This is a genomic window from Vagococcus silagei (assembly GCF_004795745.1).
GTDB lineage: Bacteria > Bacillota > Bacilli > Lactobacillales > Vagococcaceae > Vagococcus > Vagococcus silagei.
The window spans coordinates 16,221-33,155 of sequence record NZ_SDGV01000035.1; the positions used below are offsets into that span (position 1 = coordinate 16,221).

Annotated in this window: 14 protein-coding genes; 1 reads left to right on the forward strand and 13 read right to left on the reverse strand. The window is 36.0% G+C overall.

Features of this window, described 5'->3' with window-relative positions:
* Nucleotides 1-19 precede the first annotated feature (19 nt).
* The 11 genes from ESZ54_RS11870 to ESZ54_RS11920 all read right to left on the reverse strand — a co-directional run bounded on the left by ESZ54_RS11870 (nucleotide 20) and on the right by ESZ54_RS11920 (nucleotide 13,853).
* Nucleotides 20-709 (reverse strand): CpsD/CapB family tyrosine-protein kinase, encoded by a 690-nt coding sequence (locus ESZ54_RS11870; RefSeq protein ID WP_136137868.1) that lies wholly within the window; start codon nucleotides 707-709, stop codon nucleotides 20-22.
* Between the two features lie 24 nt (nucleotides 710-733).
* A complete protein-coding gene (locus ESZ54_RS11875; RefSeq protein WP_136137869.1) occupies nucleotides 734-1,633 on the reverse strand; it encodes a YveK family protein in 900 nt (299 codons plus the stop codon).
* Between the two features lie 85 nt (nucleotides 1,634-1,718).
* Nucleotides 1,719-2,828, reverse strand: coding sequence for a non-hydrolyzing UDP-N-acetylglucosamine 2-epimerase (wecB, locus tag ESZ54_RS11880; RefSeq protein WP_136137870.1), 1,110 nt, complete (start codon nucleotides 2,826-2,828; stop codon nucleotides 1,719-1,721).
* Between the two features lie 309 nt (nucleotides 2,829-3,137).
* A complete protein-coding gene (locus ESZ54_RS11885) occupies nucleotides 3,138-4,082 on the reverse strand; it encodes an NAD-dependent epimerase/dehydratase family protein (RefSeq protein ID WP_136137871.1) in 945 nt (314 codons plus the stop codon).
* Complete coding sequence (locus tag ESZ54_RS11890) at nucleotides 4,082-7,660, reverse strand: CDP-glycerol glycerophosphotransferase family protein (RefSeq protein ID WP_136137872.1); 3,579 nt, start codon at nucleotides 7,658-7,660, stop codon at nucleotides 4,082-4,084. Before ESZ54_RS11890 ends, ESZ54_RS11885 begins: the two co-directional genes overlap by 1 nt.
* A gap of 14 nt (nucleotides 7,661-7,674) precedes the next feature.
* Complete coding sequence (locus ESZ54_RS11895) at nucleotides 7,675-8,841, reverse strand: CDP-glycerol glycerophosphotransferase family protein (protein ID WP_136137873.1); 1,167 nt, start codon at nucleotides 8,839-8,841, stop codon at nucleotides 7,675-7,677.
* 20 nt (nucleotides 8,842-8,861) lie between these two features.
* Nucleotides 8,862-9,683 (reverse strand): ABC transporter permease, encoded by an 822-nt coding sequence (locus tag ESZ54_RS11900; RefSeq protein WP_136137874.1) that lies wholly within the window; start codon nucleotides 9,681-9,683, stop codon nucleotides 8,862-8,864.
* A 3-nt stretch (nucleotides 9,684-9,686) separates the two neighbouring features.
* On the reverse strand, nucleotides 9,687-10,439 hold the full coding sequence (locus ESZ54_RS11905) for a WecB/TagA/CpsF family glycosyltransferase (protein ID WP_136137875.1): 753 nt from the start codon (nucleotides 10,437-10,439) through the stop codon (nucleotides 9,687-9,689).
* 5 nt (nucleotides 10,440-10,444) lie between these two features.
* A complete protein-coding gene (locus ESZ54_RS11910) occupies nucleotides 10,445-11,569 on the reverse strand; it encodes a CDP-glycerol glycerophosphotransferase family protein (protein ID WP_162615188.1) in 1,125 nt (374 codons plus the stop codon).
* The gene (locus tag ESZ54_RS11915) at nucleotides 11,550-12,614 is read right to left on the reverse strand and encodes an ABC transporter ATP-binding protein (RefSeq protein WP_136137877.1); all 1,065 of its coding nucleotides are present in this window, start codon (nucleotides 12,612-12,614) and stop codon (nucleotides 11,550-11,552) included. The genes ESZ54_RS11910 and ESZ54_RS11915 overlap by 20 nt, the downstream gene beginning before the upstream one ends.
* 210 nt (nucleotides 12,615-12,824) lie before the next feature.
* Entirely contained in the window at nucleotides 12,825-13,853 is a 1,029-nt protein-coding gene (locus ESZ54_RS11920) for an LCP family protein (protein WP_204249560.1), read from the reverse strand.
* Between the two features lie 316 nt (nucleotides 13,854-14,169).
* Here ESZ54_RS11920 and ESZ54_RS11925 point away from each other — a divergent pair, with 316 nt between their 5' ends.
* Nucleotides 14,170-15,312: a glycosyltransferase family 4 protein gene (locus ESZ54_RS11925; protein WP_136137879.1), complete on the forward strand. Its 1,143-nt coding sequence runs from the start codon at nucleotides 14,170-14,172 to the stop codon at nucleotides 15,310-15,312.
* Here the strand turns inward: ESZ54_RS11925 and ESZ54_RS11930 are convergent.
* A complete protein-coding gene (locus ESZ54_RS11930) occupies nucleotides 15,255-15,803 on the reverse strand; it encodes a CPBP family intramembrane glutamic endopeptidase (RefSeq protein ID WP_136137880.1) in 549 nt (182 codons plus the stop codon). The genes ESZ54_RS11925 and ESZ54_RS11930 overlap by 58 nt on opposite strands.
* A 107-nt stretch (nucleotides 15,804-15,910) precedes the next feature.
* Nucleotides 15,911-16,819: a YihY/virulence factor BrkB family protein gene (locus tag ESZ54_RS11935; protein WP_136137881.1), complete on the reverse strand. Its 909-nt coding sequence runs from the start codon at nucleotides 16,817-16,819 to the stop codon at nucleotides 15,911-15,913.
* Between the last annotated feature and the right edge of the window lie 116 nt (nucleotides 16,820-16,935).

Genomic DNA, 16,935 nt, shown 5'->3' on the forward strand with positions numbered 1-16,935 from the left:
AAACTTAATTTAATCTATTCTATGAATAGTAGTAACCGTAGCCCGCTTCTGGTGCTGAGCCGATATAAACTGTACCTAAAACATTAGCATCCACTTGTCTTAACAAGTTAACTGCTTTCGTAAGTAATGGTTTTTCAGTCACGCCTTCTTTTACCGAAAGAATAACGCCATCGACTTGGTTACTAATGATTTGTGCATCCGTTACGTTGATTAATGGAGGCATATCAAAAATAATGAAATCATATTGTTGCTCCAATAATTCAATGACGCGACGCATACGTTGTGATGATAGTAACTCAGACGGGTTAGGTGCTTTAGGACCACTAGTCATCACTGAAAGATTCGGAATTTCCGTATCTTGTGTTACATCTTGTAATGATAAACGACGCACACTTAAAAGAGTCGATAATCCACGTGTGTTCTCCAAGTCAAACGTAGAATGTACGACTGGGCGACGCATATCCGCATCCACTAAAAGTGTTTTCATTCCAGACTGCGCAAACGCAACTGCTAAGTTTGAAGATAAAGTTGACTTACCTTCACTTGGTCCAGAAGATGTGATAACTACACTTTTAATTGGTTTATCTGTCTGTGCAAATTTAATATTTGTTCTGACAGTCTTAAATTGTTCCGTTACAGGCGACTTTGGTGCTGCAATCGTAAAAAGTGCCGATGCTTCGGATTTTTCCATTTTTTTATTGTTTGCCATGTTGTTCTCCCTTAACTTATGTGACTAGTCGCGATATTTTTCAAAGTCTTCACTTGAAAACTCTTGATTTTCAGAGAAATAATTTGGTGTTTGGAAATCTCTTTCAAAACTTGTACTACTCAAATCATTTGCTTCTTGTTCTAATCCATCAACTAAGTCATTATTCATACTATACGCATCTTCTTCAACATAGAAGTCTCCTAATTTAAAGGCACGTTCTTGTTCTTTACGATAAGTTACGATTTCTTTACGTTCCAATTTTGGAATTACACCTAAAATTGGTAATCCTAACTCTTCAACGATATAGTTTTCTGATTTGATGGTACGGTTTAATAACTCACTTAAAAAGGCTAAGCCTACACCTACGATAATCCCAAGGACTGCACCAATCGCCAAATTCAATAATTTGTTTGGTGAAACTGGTGAATCAGGACGGTCGGCTTCCGAAATAATTGACACCTTATCGACGTTTGTATACTTTTTAGCTTCCTTTTGGAATATCTCAGCCACAATATTTGCTAGCTGTGCAGCTTCCGTTGGATTTTCCGATTTTACGTTAATCGAAAACATTTGTGAATTTTGAGTTTGTTCAACTGTAACCATCTCTTTAATCTCAGGAGCAGTGCGTTTAAAACTTGTTTTATCCGCTAACTTTTCACTGGCTTCTTCGGTTACAACATTGCCACTGATGAAATCCTTATACGTATTGATCATCATCAAGTTTGTGTTGATACTATCAGCATTTAAGTTGTCTGATGCTGGCATCGTCGCAATTAACTGAGTCGTCGCACTATATTTCGGTGTGATGACAAAAAAGGTTAAAACTGCTGAGACCCCTAACCCTAAAAGCATCGCTGTCAAAACAAACAAAATTTTCTGTTTCAACAACTTAAATACGTCCTGTAAACTAATTGTCTCTTCCATGTTTCCCTCCAAAATATCTTCCTTATAAATCCAAAAACAATAACATCATAGTAACAAAAATCATATTTGTATACAATGGAATTTCCTAAAGAATTTCGCTTAATATTTCAATTATTTTTTGGCTCGCATCCCCTTGTCCGTAAGGATTGTTTTTTAACTTGTCATCATGAGTGACCCCTACTTCTGCAAGCAATTCATCAATTTCATTATACACTTTTTCTTTTTGTGTTCCAATAAGTTTTAAGACTCCCGTCTCTAATCCTTCAGGTCGTTCAGTCTTATCTCGTAAAACTAAGACTTTTTTACCTACCGAAGGGGCCTCTTCTTGAACACCACCTGAATCACTGATTATAAAGTCAACCGTTGCCATGCAGTTATGGAAGTCAACAACGTCTAGTGGTTCTATTAAATGAACTTGCGATAAATGTCCAAGAATTTTTCGAGCCATTTCTTGGACTTTAGGGTTCGGATGAACAGGATAAATAACTTCCACATCGTTATTTTTTTCTACAATTTCTTGCACTGCAAAAAAAACATTTTCCATAGGTTTTCCTAAATTTTCGCGGCGATGCATCGTCAATAATATTTTTTTCGTATCTTTTTTTAACTTCTGACTAACCGGATGAGTAAAGCCTAAAAGGGTCGTTTGTTGGATAGCATCTACTACCGTATTTCCTGTTACGAATATTTTTTCTGGATTTATCGGACTCTTCAGTAGATTTTCACGACTCAATTCAGTTGGTGCAAAATATACGTCAGCTAAACAATCCGTCATTTGACGATTCATCTCTTCTGGATAAGGTGCATATTTATCCCATGTTCTTAGACCCGCTTCCACATGACCAATTTTAATTTGATGGTAGAATGCTGCTAAACTAGCAACAAATGACGTTGTCGTATCACCATGAACCAAAACGATATCTGGTTTTTCTTGACTTAAAATTTCATCTAATGCCATCAAAACACGACTTGTCATCTCTGATAGTGTTTGATTTTGCTTCATTATATCCAAGTCATAATCTGGTGTAATCTTAAAAATATCGAGCACTTGATCCAACATCTCACGATGCTGTGCCGTTACAACAACAATCGACTCAAACTGATCCGCATTTTTTTCCAACTCCTGAACCACAGGAGCCATCTTAATCGCTTCCGGCCGAGTCCCAAAAATACTCATTACTTTTTTCTTTCGCATATCGATTTCCTTTCTTACAAAAAAAGCCAGAACCATAAAAAAGATTCTAGCTAAAGGTGCATTTTCGAGCGCTTAGGGATGAGTCACTAGATAAGTCTGAGAACAAAAGCGCTTTTTGCTTTTTTATCAGAGTTAGCTAGAGACCGAATCCCTGCTCGAAAATGCCCGTCTATCTCAGGTGCATTTTGAAACGTTTAGGGGTGAGTCACTAGATAAAACCGATAACAAAAGCGCTCTTTGCTTTTTTAGCGGGATTAGCTAGTGACCGAACCCCTGTTTCAAAATGCCCGATTATCTCAGTTCAAACTCCTACATCCCCAATGTCTTCAAATACTTCTCTAAACCTTCTGTCACTGTATGATTCGGCTTATAGCCAATTCCCATTAATTTGCTGACATCAGCATATGAGTCTTTAATATCGCCTGAGCGTTCTTCTTCATATTGAACTGGTAAGTGAATACCGACCAATTCATCTAAATAAGTTAGTAAATCAGTTAAAGTTGTTTTATTTTGTGTCCCTACGTTAAAGACTTGGCCACAAGCTTCTTCTTTTGTCGCAACTAGCAATAAAGCTTGTAAGACATCTTCAATATAAACAAAGTCACGTGTTTGTTTACCATCTCCAAATAATGTAAAACTTGATTCTTCACCACGTTTAGCACGTTCATAACGATCAAGGATAATTGAAATCACGCCAGAGTAAGGTGACTCTGGGTTTTGATTCGGTCCGAACACGTTAAAGAAGCGAACTGCTGACGTTGGTATGCCATACAGATTATTATACACTAAAACGTACTTCTCAGCTGCAAATTTATCAATTGCATAAGGTGTTAAGGGGCGAATCACTGACTCCTCATGTTTTGGTAAAGTTGGTTCATCGCCATAAACAGCTGCTGAAGAAGAAAAGACTAAACGTTTTAGATCCTTTTGCGTCTTTTGAACAAGATCTAACAGATTTAAAACACTAACAAAATTGACTTGATGTGTTTCCATAGGTCGTTCGACTGAATCAGCAACACTCGCTACAGCTGCCAAATGGAAAATATAGTCAAATGAATGTTCTGATAAAACTTTTTCCATTAAAGCTTTGTCTGTTACGCTCCCTTTAATAAATGTTACATTGTCACTCTCATTGATATTCTCAAGTTTACCCATTGATAAATCATCAATCACGACAACGTGATGTTCGTTAGATAGTGCATTGGTTAAATTTGAGCCTATAAAGCCGGCTCCTCCGGTAATCAGATAGTGCATTATAATGTAACCTCCTCAGGTGTTGTTTCTAAAAGTGTGTAAAATTGTGCCACCGCTTCTTGATTATAATCATATGGTTTAAATTCTTTAAACGTTGTACCAGGCTGACTCACAAGTTGCATGCCAGCTTTGATACCATCTGAATCATTAGTTTTAGCTAAGTAGCCATACGCGCCGTCTTCTAATACATAACGACAAGCAGGAATATCAGTTGAAATAATATTCATATCAAGTGTCATTGCTTCAAGCAGTACCATTGGTTGACCTTCATAGAATGACGTCAAGATGAAAATATCACAACGTTTCATATATGAAAATGGATTGGCCAATTGACCGACTAAAACTACTTCGTCCTTAATGTTTTCTTCAGCAATTTTAGCGCGTAACGTTTCTTCTTCTGGACCAGCTCCAATAATATAGAGACGTCCACGTTTGTTTTCACGATAGAATTTGGCAAAAGCTTCAACTAACATCACTTGATTTTTTTCTTGCGAAAGACGTCCCATTGTCACAAAATTTAATTCATTTGGATCGGGATAAGCTAAGAAGTCACCTTGATGGTTAATGACACCTGACGCATCACTTTTCTCAGTCTGATCTTCATTAATCCACACAAGACGTTCACCCCACTTCACTTGTAGGTAGTTCACATCATCTGTTGTAATCAATGACTGAACGACTTCAACTGTTTCAAGTTTCTGAACCAGTGTGCCTTCATCTTTAAGAAGCATTTCTTCTGAAGCGTAAATAGTTAATTGCTCAGGCAAGACATTTACTTCATAGTGTTCAGCTTGTTGATAAGCCACTTCTGTCTCAATCACGTCAACTAAAGGTAATTTTTCGCGTTTCACGTAAACTGAACGTCCATCAAGCTTGCGTAGAACCCACCAATTCCCTTGACTATTTTTACGTGTGTACTTCACAAATACTGCTGGTAAAACACCTAAACTAACTGTTGGGCTTTCTGAATTTAATTCTTCATGCGCTATTACTTCTTGCGGCGCAACGACCTTCATAAAGTGATTAAGTTCAACAGCTTCTGTTGCTTGATATTTTAGTTTTTTAAGCTCACTATGATTTTTCAAACGATTCAATGGTGTTAACACACCACGAGCCAAACGAATTTTGAATGGTACACGAGCATTTTGCTTCGTGAAGTTAAAACGATTTGACATTCTGACTGAAGATAAAGCTAACCAACCAACATGTTGACCTTTGACAACAATTGGCACTGATTGTGTTGTATTGGTTGTAATGACTTGATTAATTTTGACGTAAGTATTTCTTAAGTAACGCGCATTACCAAGACTAGTTGAATTTGCAAGGCCCAATGGAGCACTAAAGATATCTTGGTTATAACGAGTTGCAATACTTCCAAAGTAAGATACTTTTTCTTTTGAAATAATTCGATCATCATAGACATCAAGCTTCTCACCATCAATCCAACCAATATATTGATTGTCTTGACTGATTTTATAATAAGTTTTATCGCCAATTTCAACAAAACCTAATGTTAATAAATCTGGATGATAAAATTGATGATTAAATTTTTGCGTATAGTCAAAATCTGGTCTAGTCGTATAAAGTTCGATTTCTTCTGACAATGATGTTAATAATTGTGCTTCACGTGTTTGTTGAATCGTTTTTAATGAATCTGCTTGCGTACTATTTGTGCCGACGATACCCAAAATACGTTCTGGATTAATTGTATTTGGAGTATAGACAAATTTCTCTGTCGGTGCATATTTCGCAAGTTTTTCACGGTTTGTGTCACGTGTAATTTCAGAAACTGAAACTAGCTCATCAAATTTATTATAAACACTAAAGAGTCCTGTTAGATTTACTTTATGAATTTTACGTCCATTTACGACACGTTCACGGTCAGCCGCCATATCACTATGCATAAAGCACAAACGACGATATGTCGGTGCCGCTAACATGAATTTGGCCCAATAGAAACTGTACCCACTAAAGTCGATGGCCACATCAAAATGTTGTTTCCCTAATAAACGTAAACATTCACGTTCATAGATTTCTTGTGGATATTTCTCTTCATTTTTCACACCTCGCGACGTAATCCATAAATCACGGTAGGCTTCTTTAACCTCAAAGTTTGGATGACTAAAGCGGAAAAGTAAGTGTGTTTCTTTTGGTAAGGCATTAATATTATCCATTTGTGCTTTTGTTCTTGGTCGATCAATGACACACGTCACATCGTAGATTGAAAAATCAATATTCTGAATCAAGTTCATCAAACTACTTGTAATCCCATTATTCATCATTCCACCAGGATAGAAGAGTAATTTTTTCTTCGCAGTATCACGACGGATGATGGTCATCATTTGTTCGTCATGTTTGCGCTCTAAAATATAATCTAAATAACGTTCAGTCGAACAGCCATCATCATAATTAGTAAATTCTGCTTTAAAACGTTGATAATTGGCAGCACTTTTAGTTTTTACTGCCTCTAAATCTTTTAACTCTGCAATTAAATGTTCTATTGTGAAACTCACTGGTCCAGGTAATTCATCATAAGTGAAGTATTGACCACGATCAGTTGTATATAAATCATCATCCCAACAGTAGAAAAGAATAGGACGATTGGTCACTAAGTAGTCAAAGAAAATACTTGAATAATCAGTAATTAAGACATCGACCAAACCGAGAATTTTATTTGTATCAAGGCTGTCTGGCACTAAATAAGGTTGCAGTGGTGCATACTCTAATGCCTTCTTATAAAGGAATGGATGGACTTTAACTAAGATATTGTATTCATCACCCATCTCTTCACGAATACGAGCCATCTCATGATGAATTTGTTCGACATCATTACGCGCATTGGCCGTACTTGAACCTTTCCAAGTTGGCGTATACAGCATAATTTTTTTGCCTAAATCAATCGATAACTTAAATTGGAAAAGTTGTTTTAAAATCGCATCATGGTTAGTTGCGAAAGTTTGATCAATTCTTGGATAACCAGATTCTAAGATTTCTCCTTCAAAACCATCCCTTAAGCGGAAGCTATCTAGGAACATTTTGCTTGTGTGTGCGTTTGGACTTAATAAATAATCCGCCATATAAAAGTTACGCACTACGTTTTGTGAGCCTGATGGATTCCCCGGTATATCAAAGCCCATTGTTTTGAGTGGTGTCCCATGCCAAGTATTAATATAAGTTTGTTCTGGTTTAATTGTGACATAGGCTTGGAATGTTGCATTATTAATTAAATATTCAGCTTTATTAAGCCATTTTAAGTACGCATCTGAGTCGCGCTCAACAAAAGTAATATTTGAAGCATCCTGATAGTTACGACGAATAGTGTCCATCTCTTTAGAAGCGACATAACTCCAAATATGTTGATAATTTTTTTCGACATCTTTTTGGTAAAGATATTCAAAAATTGCGAGTGGCGAATCTGTCATCGATTGCCCATCACGGCTTTCGTAGAAAAATGTATTTTTCTCGATTGTCTCCGTTTTAAAGTAATGTGTGTATGTATCGACTATTTTCCCCGATTGTGATAATACTGGTTTAAGACCAGGTGTGACTAGTCGCTTTATGTTGTTCGTGATGCCCAACAGTCATTCTCCTCTCAGTTCTGTACAATTTGTGCAACAATTCGTTTTGTTGCTTCCCCATCTTCAAGTGCAGTAAATTTATCTTTAAACTGCTGATAATGTTTCGTTTTTAACGTGTCTGTATTAGTTAAGAAAATCTCTAAATAGTGCATGATTTCTTCTTCCGATTGAATCATCGGTCCAGGTAGTGTTGCGTCTAAATCAAAGTAAAAGCCACGCAACTCTTCTTCATAATCGGCAACGTCCGGAATATAGTAAAGAATTGGTTGATTTGTAATCGCAAAATCAAACATACATGATGAATAATCCGTAATCAATAAATCACTAATTAATAATAAATCACTCATATCAATACCAGTGGAAACGTCCATAACACGATCAGGCCAATTTGAGAAATCAAACTGTTGCGCCACTAAATAATGCATTCGTGTGAGTAAGACAATCTCGTCACCAAAAGTCTGAGCAATCTTTTCAAATGGAAACGGTGTGCCAAATTGATACAAACCGCCAACTCTTTGATCCGTTTCGCGCCAAGTTGGTGCATACAAGACTAATTTTTTGTCTAATGGAATACCCAACTTTTCTTTTATCTGCTGTTTCAGCTCAAAATTGTCTTTTTCAAGCGTTAAATTATCGTTACGCGGATAACCATATTCTTTGATTATACCATTGTATTGAAAGGCTTGCCCAAATATTTTAGTCGAATACGCGTTCGGTGAAATCAAATAATTCCATCGTGCCGACTCTTTGCGGAAGCTCTCACGATAACTCTCTGATGTATACCCAGGAATTTTAACTTCTGGAATATCACAACCTATTTTTTTAAGTGGTGTGCCATGCCAGGTTTGAATATAGCGTGTATTTTTTGGTTTATGTAACCAAAGTGGTGTTCTGGTATTGATAACCCATGCTTTAGCACGCGGCATAACAAAAAACCACTTTATTGAAAAGCGCGTTACAAAAGGAATATTTTGCGCTCGAAATGGCACTTCATATCCCTTTGTAACTCCCCAAACTAACTTGTAGTCTGGATATTGTTTTTCTATAAATTGGTAGATTGCTTTTGGATTATCACTGTATTGTTTACCATGGAAGCTTTCAAAATAAACTAATTTTTCATTTTGAAAACAGCCCATGATTTTAAAGAGAACTGAAACCAGTCCTTCAACTAATTTTCGCATTGGTGATAAGCTCCTCTGGATTAGATAAAGTCAACAAAACGTGCTCTAAATTTCATATGGATATGAGAACCGACAATTAACAGAATTCCTGTAATCAACCAAAAGAAAATCGTTTGTGTGCCTTTTTCCCAGAACCACGCATCAGATAGGAACGAATCGCGGAACCCATTGATAATATAATAAAGTGGATTTAATTCAAGTAAATGAATGAACCAACCATGTTTACCTTGAAAAACAGCCAACCTTGAGAAGTCCATAATTGCCCCTGATAAATAGAATAATAATCTCAAAATCGATTGCAACATAATATGATAATCACGTACCAAAATGGTAATCGTTGAGTTCAGAATTCCAAAAGCAAATAAAAAGGCAATCATACAGAAGAAATAATAGAAATATTGGAGCCAATAAATAGTTGGTGACACTCTAAAACCAAACATGGTTACCAATAATAGTAGCATCATTGCACGATAAGAAACAAAGTTACTCGCCATATTAACTGATGGCAAAATACTTACTGGGAATTTCATTTTCGAAACCATCCCAATTTGTTTGTAGATACTATTTGAACCACCTAAGATTGAACTGTTCAAGAAAAACCATGTAATTATCCCGATTAACATCCACACAATATAAGGGACACCACGCACTTCTTTTCCTTGATACAAACCAATCCCGAAAACTAAATAATAGATTCCGATTTGAATGGCTGGATTTAAAAATTGCCAAACTAAGCCTAAGTAGTGACTTTGATACGTCGCTTTTTCTTCATATTTCGAAATACGACGAATAATTCCAAAATTATTAAATTGCTCTAAAAGTACTGTTTTTGCATCATTCACTGTTTAACTCTCCTTAATATCGGACTTAATTTTTCGATGCCACGCTAAAGATTTACCTACAAATTCTGGCACTTGCAGAATGCGATACAATCTTGATGGGTGGCTAAATGACCGATAAACCCACTCTAAATTCGTTTTAATGAAAAATTCCGGTGCACGTCTGACCGTGCCACTTAACACATCTAAGCTACCTCCGACCGTTTGAAATACGGTACAGTTTAGTTGTGGCATAAAGTTATTCAACCATTCTTCTTGTTTGGGTGACCCTAAAGCAACAAACAACATGTCAGCACCGCTTTGGTTAATGTGTGCCACAATTTCATCATTTGCTTGTGTAGTATAACCATCTATGTAGCCTGCGACTTCTAAATGCGGATAATCCTTTTGAATTGCCGCAGCCGCTTTTTCAACAACTTCTGGCTTTGCGCCATAGAGAAAGATTTTTTTATGAAATTGATTAGCATATTTTAAAGTTTCAACCATGACATCAATCCCGGCAATGCGCTCAGTAATCTGTCCTTTGGTCCATCTTGATACCTTAACGACACCGATCCCATCAGCAAAACGGTGAGAAGCAGATTCAATAAAGGCTTTAACTTGAGGATTACTATCCGCCATTAAAATAATTTGCGGATTGATACTTGCGAGTGTCATTTTTTTCTGTTGATTAAAATGTGTACTCATGTCACGTATGATATCGTCCATCGTTAAAATATCAACGGGAGTATCATAAACACGTTCGATTGGATACTGCATATATCTTAAGCTCCATCCATTTTATTCAGTAAACGCATCGTTGCGTTACCGTCATTATATGTATTCCAAATTTGATTAAATTCGGATAAATCTGTTTGTTCTGTATTTTGAATCATTGCGAGCACTTCTTCAGTGTGATACGCAATCATTGATGATAATTCTGTTTCGATGCCTTTTTGCAAACCAGGTTGTGTGCGATACCTCGCTTCATCAAACCAATAAAAAATTAATTGTCCCTCTGGTTGAATTAAACTATAGTCAAAAGCAACAGAAGAATAATCTGTAATCAAAACATCTGCGGCTAATAGCAAATCATCTGCACTTGTTGCGGTTTCAACGAGATGGACAAAACCACCATCGTCTTGATCCGGTTTAGGCCAATGACTTGCAGGATGCTCTTTAATCCACAATTCATATTCAGCACTGAGCCTTTCTGAGAGAACTGCTAAGTCCAAGGGATACTCTTCTAAATCATAATCACGATATGTCGGTAAATATAAAATCCGTTTTTTCGTTTTAACAATTGGCACTGCCGTTTCTTTTTCTAAGACCAAATGATCTGTTCTCGGAAAACCCAATGACCAAAGTTTTTCAGGATGAATACCGTAACTACGTTCAAAGATTTGACCCATTCTTGGTGAAGCGACAACCACAGCATCAAACGAAGCGTACACGCGATTAAAACGATGTTTATCAGAAGTCGAACGCGACGCAACACTAGCATCTTCGTAACCAAAAGTTTTAATCGCACCTGTCGCATGCCAAAGTTGGATTATCGCTAACCCTTCAGGCTTTTTAATTGCACCTAAAAAGGCAAAATAATTATCTGCTAAACACCAACGACTAGTACGTACTGCTTTTACAGTTTTTTTCAAGCCACTGATACCAAAAATCGGCTGCGTTTTAATCCCAAGCAAGGCCAAACCCGTCGCTTCATCTGTTAAGTCTTTCGTATAACAAACAGTCAAATCATACTTTTGATTCAATTCACGAATTAGACCATGATCATTATTCGGAAAACTTAATAAATAGGTAACTTTTTGAGGATTAGTCGTTGTTTTACCCAATGAGAAAAGTTTAACGAGCCAATCATAACCCGTTTTCGCTAAACTAAGCAGGTAATGTTTCATCTGGAACTCCAGTTGGGATTTCTTTGACGACTTCAATTTGTTCATGTTTTTGTGCTTCAGCATTAATGACTGAGCGGAACGAGTGGCCAGACAGTTGCAATCCACCAAAGAACACTGCTAAACCAATCATAGCGATTAACATTACTTTGGTTAATGCTGACATTTTACCCATTGAAGGTCCTTTTAAGACCTCTTCTGTGTGACCTTTTTCTAACGCGTATTCACGTAATTTATCTTCGTTGAATTCGCGTTGCGATTTTTTATAGTCATCTTGGTATGTTTGTTTGTCGGCTGCACTTTGCGCGCGGAACCATTTAATAAACTCACGATAGTTCGCAACAACTTCTTTCATTTCACCGTATTCACGTAACTCACCGTAATGAATCCAGGCAACTTTATCACATAGCGTTTCAATTTGTGGCAAGGAATGTGAGACAAAGAAAATTGTCTTCCCTTGTTCTTTGAATAAAAGAATACGTTCCACACATTTTTGGTAGAAAGTATCATCACCAACAGATAAGGCCTCATCAATAATTAATACATCGGGATCATGATGTACCGCAATCGCAAAGCCTAGACGAGAACGCATTCCACTAGAATAGTTTTTAACTGGTTGATCAATAAAATCACCTAAATCAGCGAAAGCTTTAATATCATCCATCATGTCATCAATTTGTTCATTGGTAAAACCACTCATTAAACATTTCAAACGAATATTTTCAATTCCTGTTAATTGTGGTTTCAAACCCGCACCAATCGCAATAATTGATGTTTCTCCATCAATCATCATTTGGCCTGTCGTTTGAGGAATAATCCCTGCGAGGATATTTGATAAGGTTGATTTACCTGAACCGTTAATCCCAATCAAGCCTACCGCTTCACCAGCATAAACTTTAAGGTCGATTCCTTTCAAACTCCAAAAATGAGGAATTCCTTTTTGAGAAAATTTAAATAGCGATTTAATTTTATCTGATTTTTTCTTATATAAATCATATTCTTTTGTAATCATTGATAACTCAACTTTTACATTTTTTTCTTGTTCCATTCTTATCGAACCATCCTATTCTTTCTTTGACTGAAACCTCATGAAGATTTTACACTAATTTACAAGATATATCAAAATAACCTTAAAAATTTATTAATTTGTTTAGGAATTTCAAACAATTTAATGAGACAAAGTTTATTGTACTTGCTAAAATTTCCAGAAAAAAAACACATAATCTCGGTTGAAATCATGTGTTTCTTTGGTTTTTCATTAAGGTTGATCGATTGCCATTCCGTCTTGCGGATATGTTTCTGGTGCAACGATACCATTTGATTCAAATTTATATCCATGTTCATCGCGTTCATCTTTGCCTTCTAAGCCAAGAGACACTTTGAATTTATGCGAAATATATTCAAGACTATCTTGATGTAGTCCGACCATACTCATTGTTTCACCATATGGTGCATAGTCAAATCCCATCCATGAGAAAACATAAGAGTGGAATTTATAATCTTTGGTTAAACCTGATTGGGCAACTGAAAGAATTCTGTCAGAAGGCATATCTGTTTGGAAATGTCCGTCTAGGGCTTCAAGTAATCCTTTATATTTAGCAATTGAACCCATGCTCATTGCTTTTTTCGCGATTGCTTCGAACACTTGTTGCTGACGTTTACCACGTTCCACGTCGTTATCAATGTAACGGGTACGTGCGAAGGCTAATGCCTCTTCACCAGATAGGGTATGATGCCCTTTTTTAAGGTTTACAACTTTTTTACCTTGCGCATTTTGCTCAGTTAATGTAAATGGTACATCAATATCGACACCACCGAGTTCATCCACAATTTTTTCAAAAGCTTGGAAATCAACAGTGACATAATAATTAATTGGCACATCAACTAAGTTTTCAACGGCATCAATGGTTGAATCGATACCACCGTAAGCAAAGGCCGCATTAATTTTATCTTTGCCGTTGTAATCTTTACTATTAATCTGCGTATATGTATCACGTGGGATACTTGTAATGTTGATATCTTCAGTTTGAGGGTTGACTGATAATAATAACATGGAGTCTGTACGAGCACTGCCTAAGTTTCGTTTATCATCATCATCTAGTCCTAAAACTAGAATTGAAATCGGATCTTTTTGAACGTCAATTTTATCATTGACTTGACTGTTCTTTCGGGGTTGGTATGAATTATTTAAAAATTGGTTTGCGTCTGTTAACATTTTCACGCCATAACCAATGACACCCAGAATGACTAACAATAATACAATTGTTAAAAACTTTGTTAGCTTCACTACCCAACTTGTTCTTGCAATTTTTTGTTGTCTTCTGTTTCTTCTACGAGTATGATTTCCCCCTTGAAGACTGTCACGCTCATAGGCGTTTTTTCTCTTTGAACTCTTTGCACTCAATATGAAAACTCCTATTAATCAATTATTATTCTTCACTATCATATATTATTCTGCTTGTTAGTATAACACAACGCTACTTCTAAACAAAGATAAATTTAAATTCAATGTAAATTTAATAAATCTTTAAAATTTTTTTAATAATTGTTTCACCAACACAAATCAGTTATAATTGATGTGAATTGTGAAAGTAGGTACTTATATGAACTTTATTCTTAGTTTAGCAATCCGCCTAATTGCGACGCTTCTTTTAGCTTTGGGGATTACTCCTATCGTTAAAAAATTAGCATTTAAGATCGGTGCAGTCGATCAACCAAGTAAAAGACGAATTAACACAAAGCCTATGCCCACAGCAGGTGGACTTGCAATATATCTTGCCTTTTCTATTTCGCTAGTTTTTTTGTTTAATGAATTAATTCCAATAAAATATGCTCTTCATCTTATTGTCTCATCTGGAATTATTGTCATTACGGGGTTAATTGATGATATTTATGAATTAACACCAAGACAAAAACTCATTGGAATCATGATAGCCGCATTATATATCTGTTTTGTGTTTGATCTAACGATAAAAACAATAACTTTACCATACATTGGTTTAATTTCCCTTGGTAGCTTGAGCTATCCTTTTACCATTTTATGGATTTTAGCACTAACAAATGCGATTAACTTAGTTGATGGCTTAGATGGGCTCGCTACAGGAATCTCTGCGATTGCTCTGTTTTCGATGGGGATTGTCGGTTACGTCAGTAGCTTTTCTGGTGCCGTCGTTTTGCAAGTTCCCATTACAATTTTTATCCTTTTAGCGAGCGTTTTAGGCTTTTTCCCTTATAACTTTTATCCCGCAAAACTTTTTTTAGGCGATACTGGTGCATTGTTTTTAGGCTTTATGATTTCAGTGCTATCGATTCAAGGCCTGAAAAATGCAACATTCATCTCGTTGATCACGCCCTTAATTATTTTAGGTGTGCCGATTACGGATACTGTTTTTGCGATGCTACGTCGAAAGATTAATAACCGACCAATTTCATCTGCGGATAAAATGCATCTCCATCATCGTCTGATGTCGCTTGGCTTTACGCATCGTGGCGCGGTATTAATGATTTATTGTTTGGCGTTAATTTTCTCAACGATTGCCTTACTATATCTCTTCACCAACACTTGGGCTACTGTATTACTAGTAATTGCGATTACTCTAGGAATTCAAATCCTTAGTGAGTTACTTGGACTATTAGATACCGATCGACAACCTTTATTAACAGCTTTTAAATATATTGGTAATAAAGCCTATCGAACACAGGTTAAAGCTGAACGACAAGAAAAAAAAGCAAAAAAAAGAAAATAATTTAACACAAAAATCCAAGCCGATTGAGCATAACAATCGACTTGGATTTTTTTATTTATTAGCAAGGGAAAAAGAATGGCGAAAGTATTATTCATGACGTGAATTGAAAGACTAAACGAGAGATGCTGTCCTGATTTTAAATACGCGTAAGTAAAGACCACTGCCACAGGTAGATAATTTACGATATCAATTGGTTGATGCACACGAATTAAAACAAATGACGAAATCGAAAATGAAATCGCAATCCGTTTATCAATTATCTGTGATAATTCTGTAATTAGTATCTTCCGAAAAATAATTTCTTCTAAGAATGGTCCTAAAATGACGAATAGCAAAATAACGAATAAAAGTGGGGCTTCTTTTGTAGCCGACACTACTGCCGTTTGATTTTTTGAGTCACCAAAATTCTCAGTAATTGCATTTAGAATACCATTTAATGATAAAACAAAAACAAAAAAGACAAATACTGCCCACATTTTTTTGTTTTTCACAAATCTACTCCTTTTAACTTTAATCGTTCTTGTTCATTATCAAGTCATTAATTGAATTACTTCACAAAGAAAAATCTATCACGAATCAACAAAAATAACAGTACCCATCAAAAGCGTGAGTTTTTATTTTTGTTTCGTTCAACACGTGATAGATTCATTTTATCTTCAATATAGTCTGTTATTACACGGTTCCGTACTTCAATTTCGCCAAAGAAAACTTTCTGTACGGTGACATTAATGACGCCACCGATAATAATCAATGTAGCGGCAATATTTAACCATAAGATAAACAAAATAAAACTTCCGATTACGCCATAACTGGTGAGTTTCTTAGAAATATAATTGACGTATAAACTAAAAAACTGAGTCATAAACAACCAACCGATTGTTGTAAAAATAGTCCCCGGCAAGATTGCTCGAAAATGATTTTTGACATTTGGAACCAAATAATAAATCATAAACAAGACGACAAAGAGTACCGAGGTTGTAATCGGCCACCGCAATGCCAAGAATGTTTCTAAAATTTCTTCTTCCAAACCTACACGAGGTAGCACAAATTCTAAAATAGTCTGGCCAAATCCCATCACTAAGATTAAAACAGCCACCACAAAGATTAGAATAAAAACCATTAAGAAAGAAAATAGGCGCCGAATAATTTGCATCCTTTGTTTTTGTAAACCATATGCCTTATCCAAGCTCATCTGAATGCCATTGATACCTTTACTGATTGCCCAGAAAGTACCTATTGCAGAAATTGAAAGTAAGCCACCGTTAAACTGCGTCATAAAATCTTTAGGTAAGTATTCCATGACGAGCTTATAGATATCTGGCGGTAGGATTTCTTTAATGTAAGGAAGCGCACCATTAAGATTCAAATGTAATAGTGGCAACAAGTTTCCCAATGCAATAAGAAGTGGGAAAAAAGCCAAGATAAAATAATAGGTAATCACAATTGCGTAGATATTTATTTCTGCTTCATTGAGCGTTTTGATAAATGTTTTAATGACTGTCTTCATTTTTTTGACCTCTCTCCCTCCTCTTTATAGTTGAGCAAATTTCATAATCGTAATGCCTTGATACATTAACGTTCTAAAAGCAATAAAAATAAGAACCTCCCCATCTGTTATAATTA

What these genes read in the sequence shown, in the direction of transcription:
- wecB (WP_136137870.1), bottom strand. Translation starts at nt 2,828, where the DNA reads ATGCGAAAGAAAAAAGTAATGAGTATTTTTGGGACTCGGCCGGAAGCG.
- ESZ54_RS11910 (WP_162615188.1), bottom strand. Translation starts at nt 11,569, where the DNA reads ATGAAACATTACCTGCTTAGTTTAGCGAAAACGGGTTATGATTGGCTC.
- ESZ54_RS11870 (WP_136137868.1), bottom strand. Translation starts at nt 709, where the DNA reads ATGGCAAACAATAAAAAAATGGAAAAATCCGAAGCATCGGCACTTTTT.
- ESZ54_RS11885 (WP_136137871.1), bottom strand. Translation starts at nt 4,082, where the DNA reads ATGCACTATCTGATTACCGGAGGAGCCGGCTTTATAGGCTCAAATTTA.
- ESZ54_RS11875 (WP_136137869.1), bottom strand. Translation starts at nt 1,633, where the DNA reads ATGGAAGAGACAATTAGTTTACAGGACGTATTTAAGTTGTTGAAACAG.
- ESZ54_RS11925 (WP_136137879.1), top strand. Translation starts at nt 14,170, where the DNA reads ATGAACTTTATTCTTAGTTTAGCAATCCGCCTAATTGCGACGCTTCTT.
- ESZ54_RS11915 (WP_136137877.1), bottom strand. Translation starts at nt 12,614, where the DNA reads ATGGAACAAGAAAAAAATGTAAAAGTTGAGTTATCAATGATTACAAAA.
- ESZ54_RS11895 (WP_136137873.1), bottom strand. Translation starts at nt 8,841, where the DNA reads ATGCGAAAATTAGTTGAAGGACTGGTTTCAGTTCTCTTTAAAATCATG.
- ESZ54_RS11935 (WP_136137881.1), bottom strand. Translation starts at nt 16,819, where the DNA reads ATGAAGACAGTCATTAAAACATTTATCAAAACGCTCAATGAAGCAGAA.
- ESZ54_RS11905 (WP_136137875.1), bottom strand. Translation starts at nt 10,439, where the DNA reads ATGCAGTATCCAATCGAACGTGTTTATGATACTCCCGTTGATATTTTA.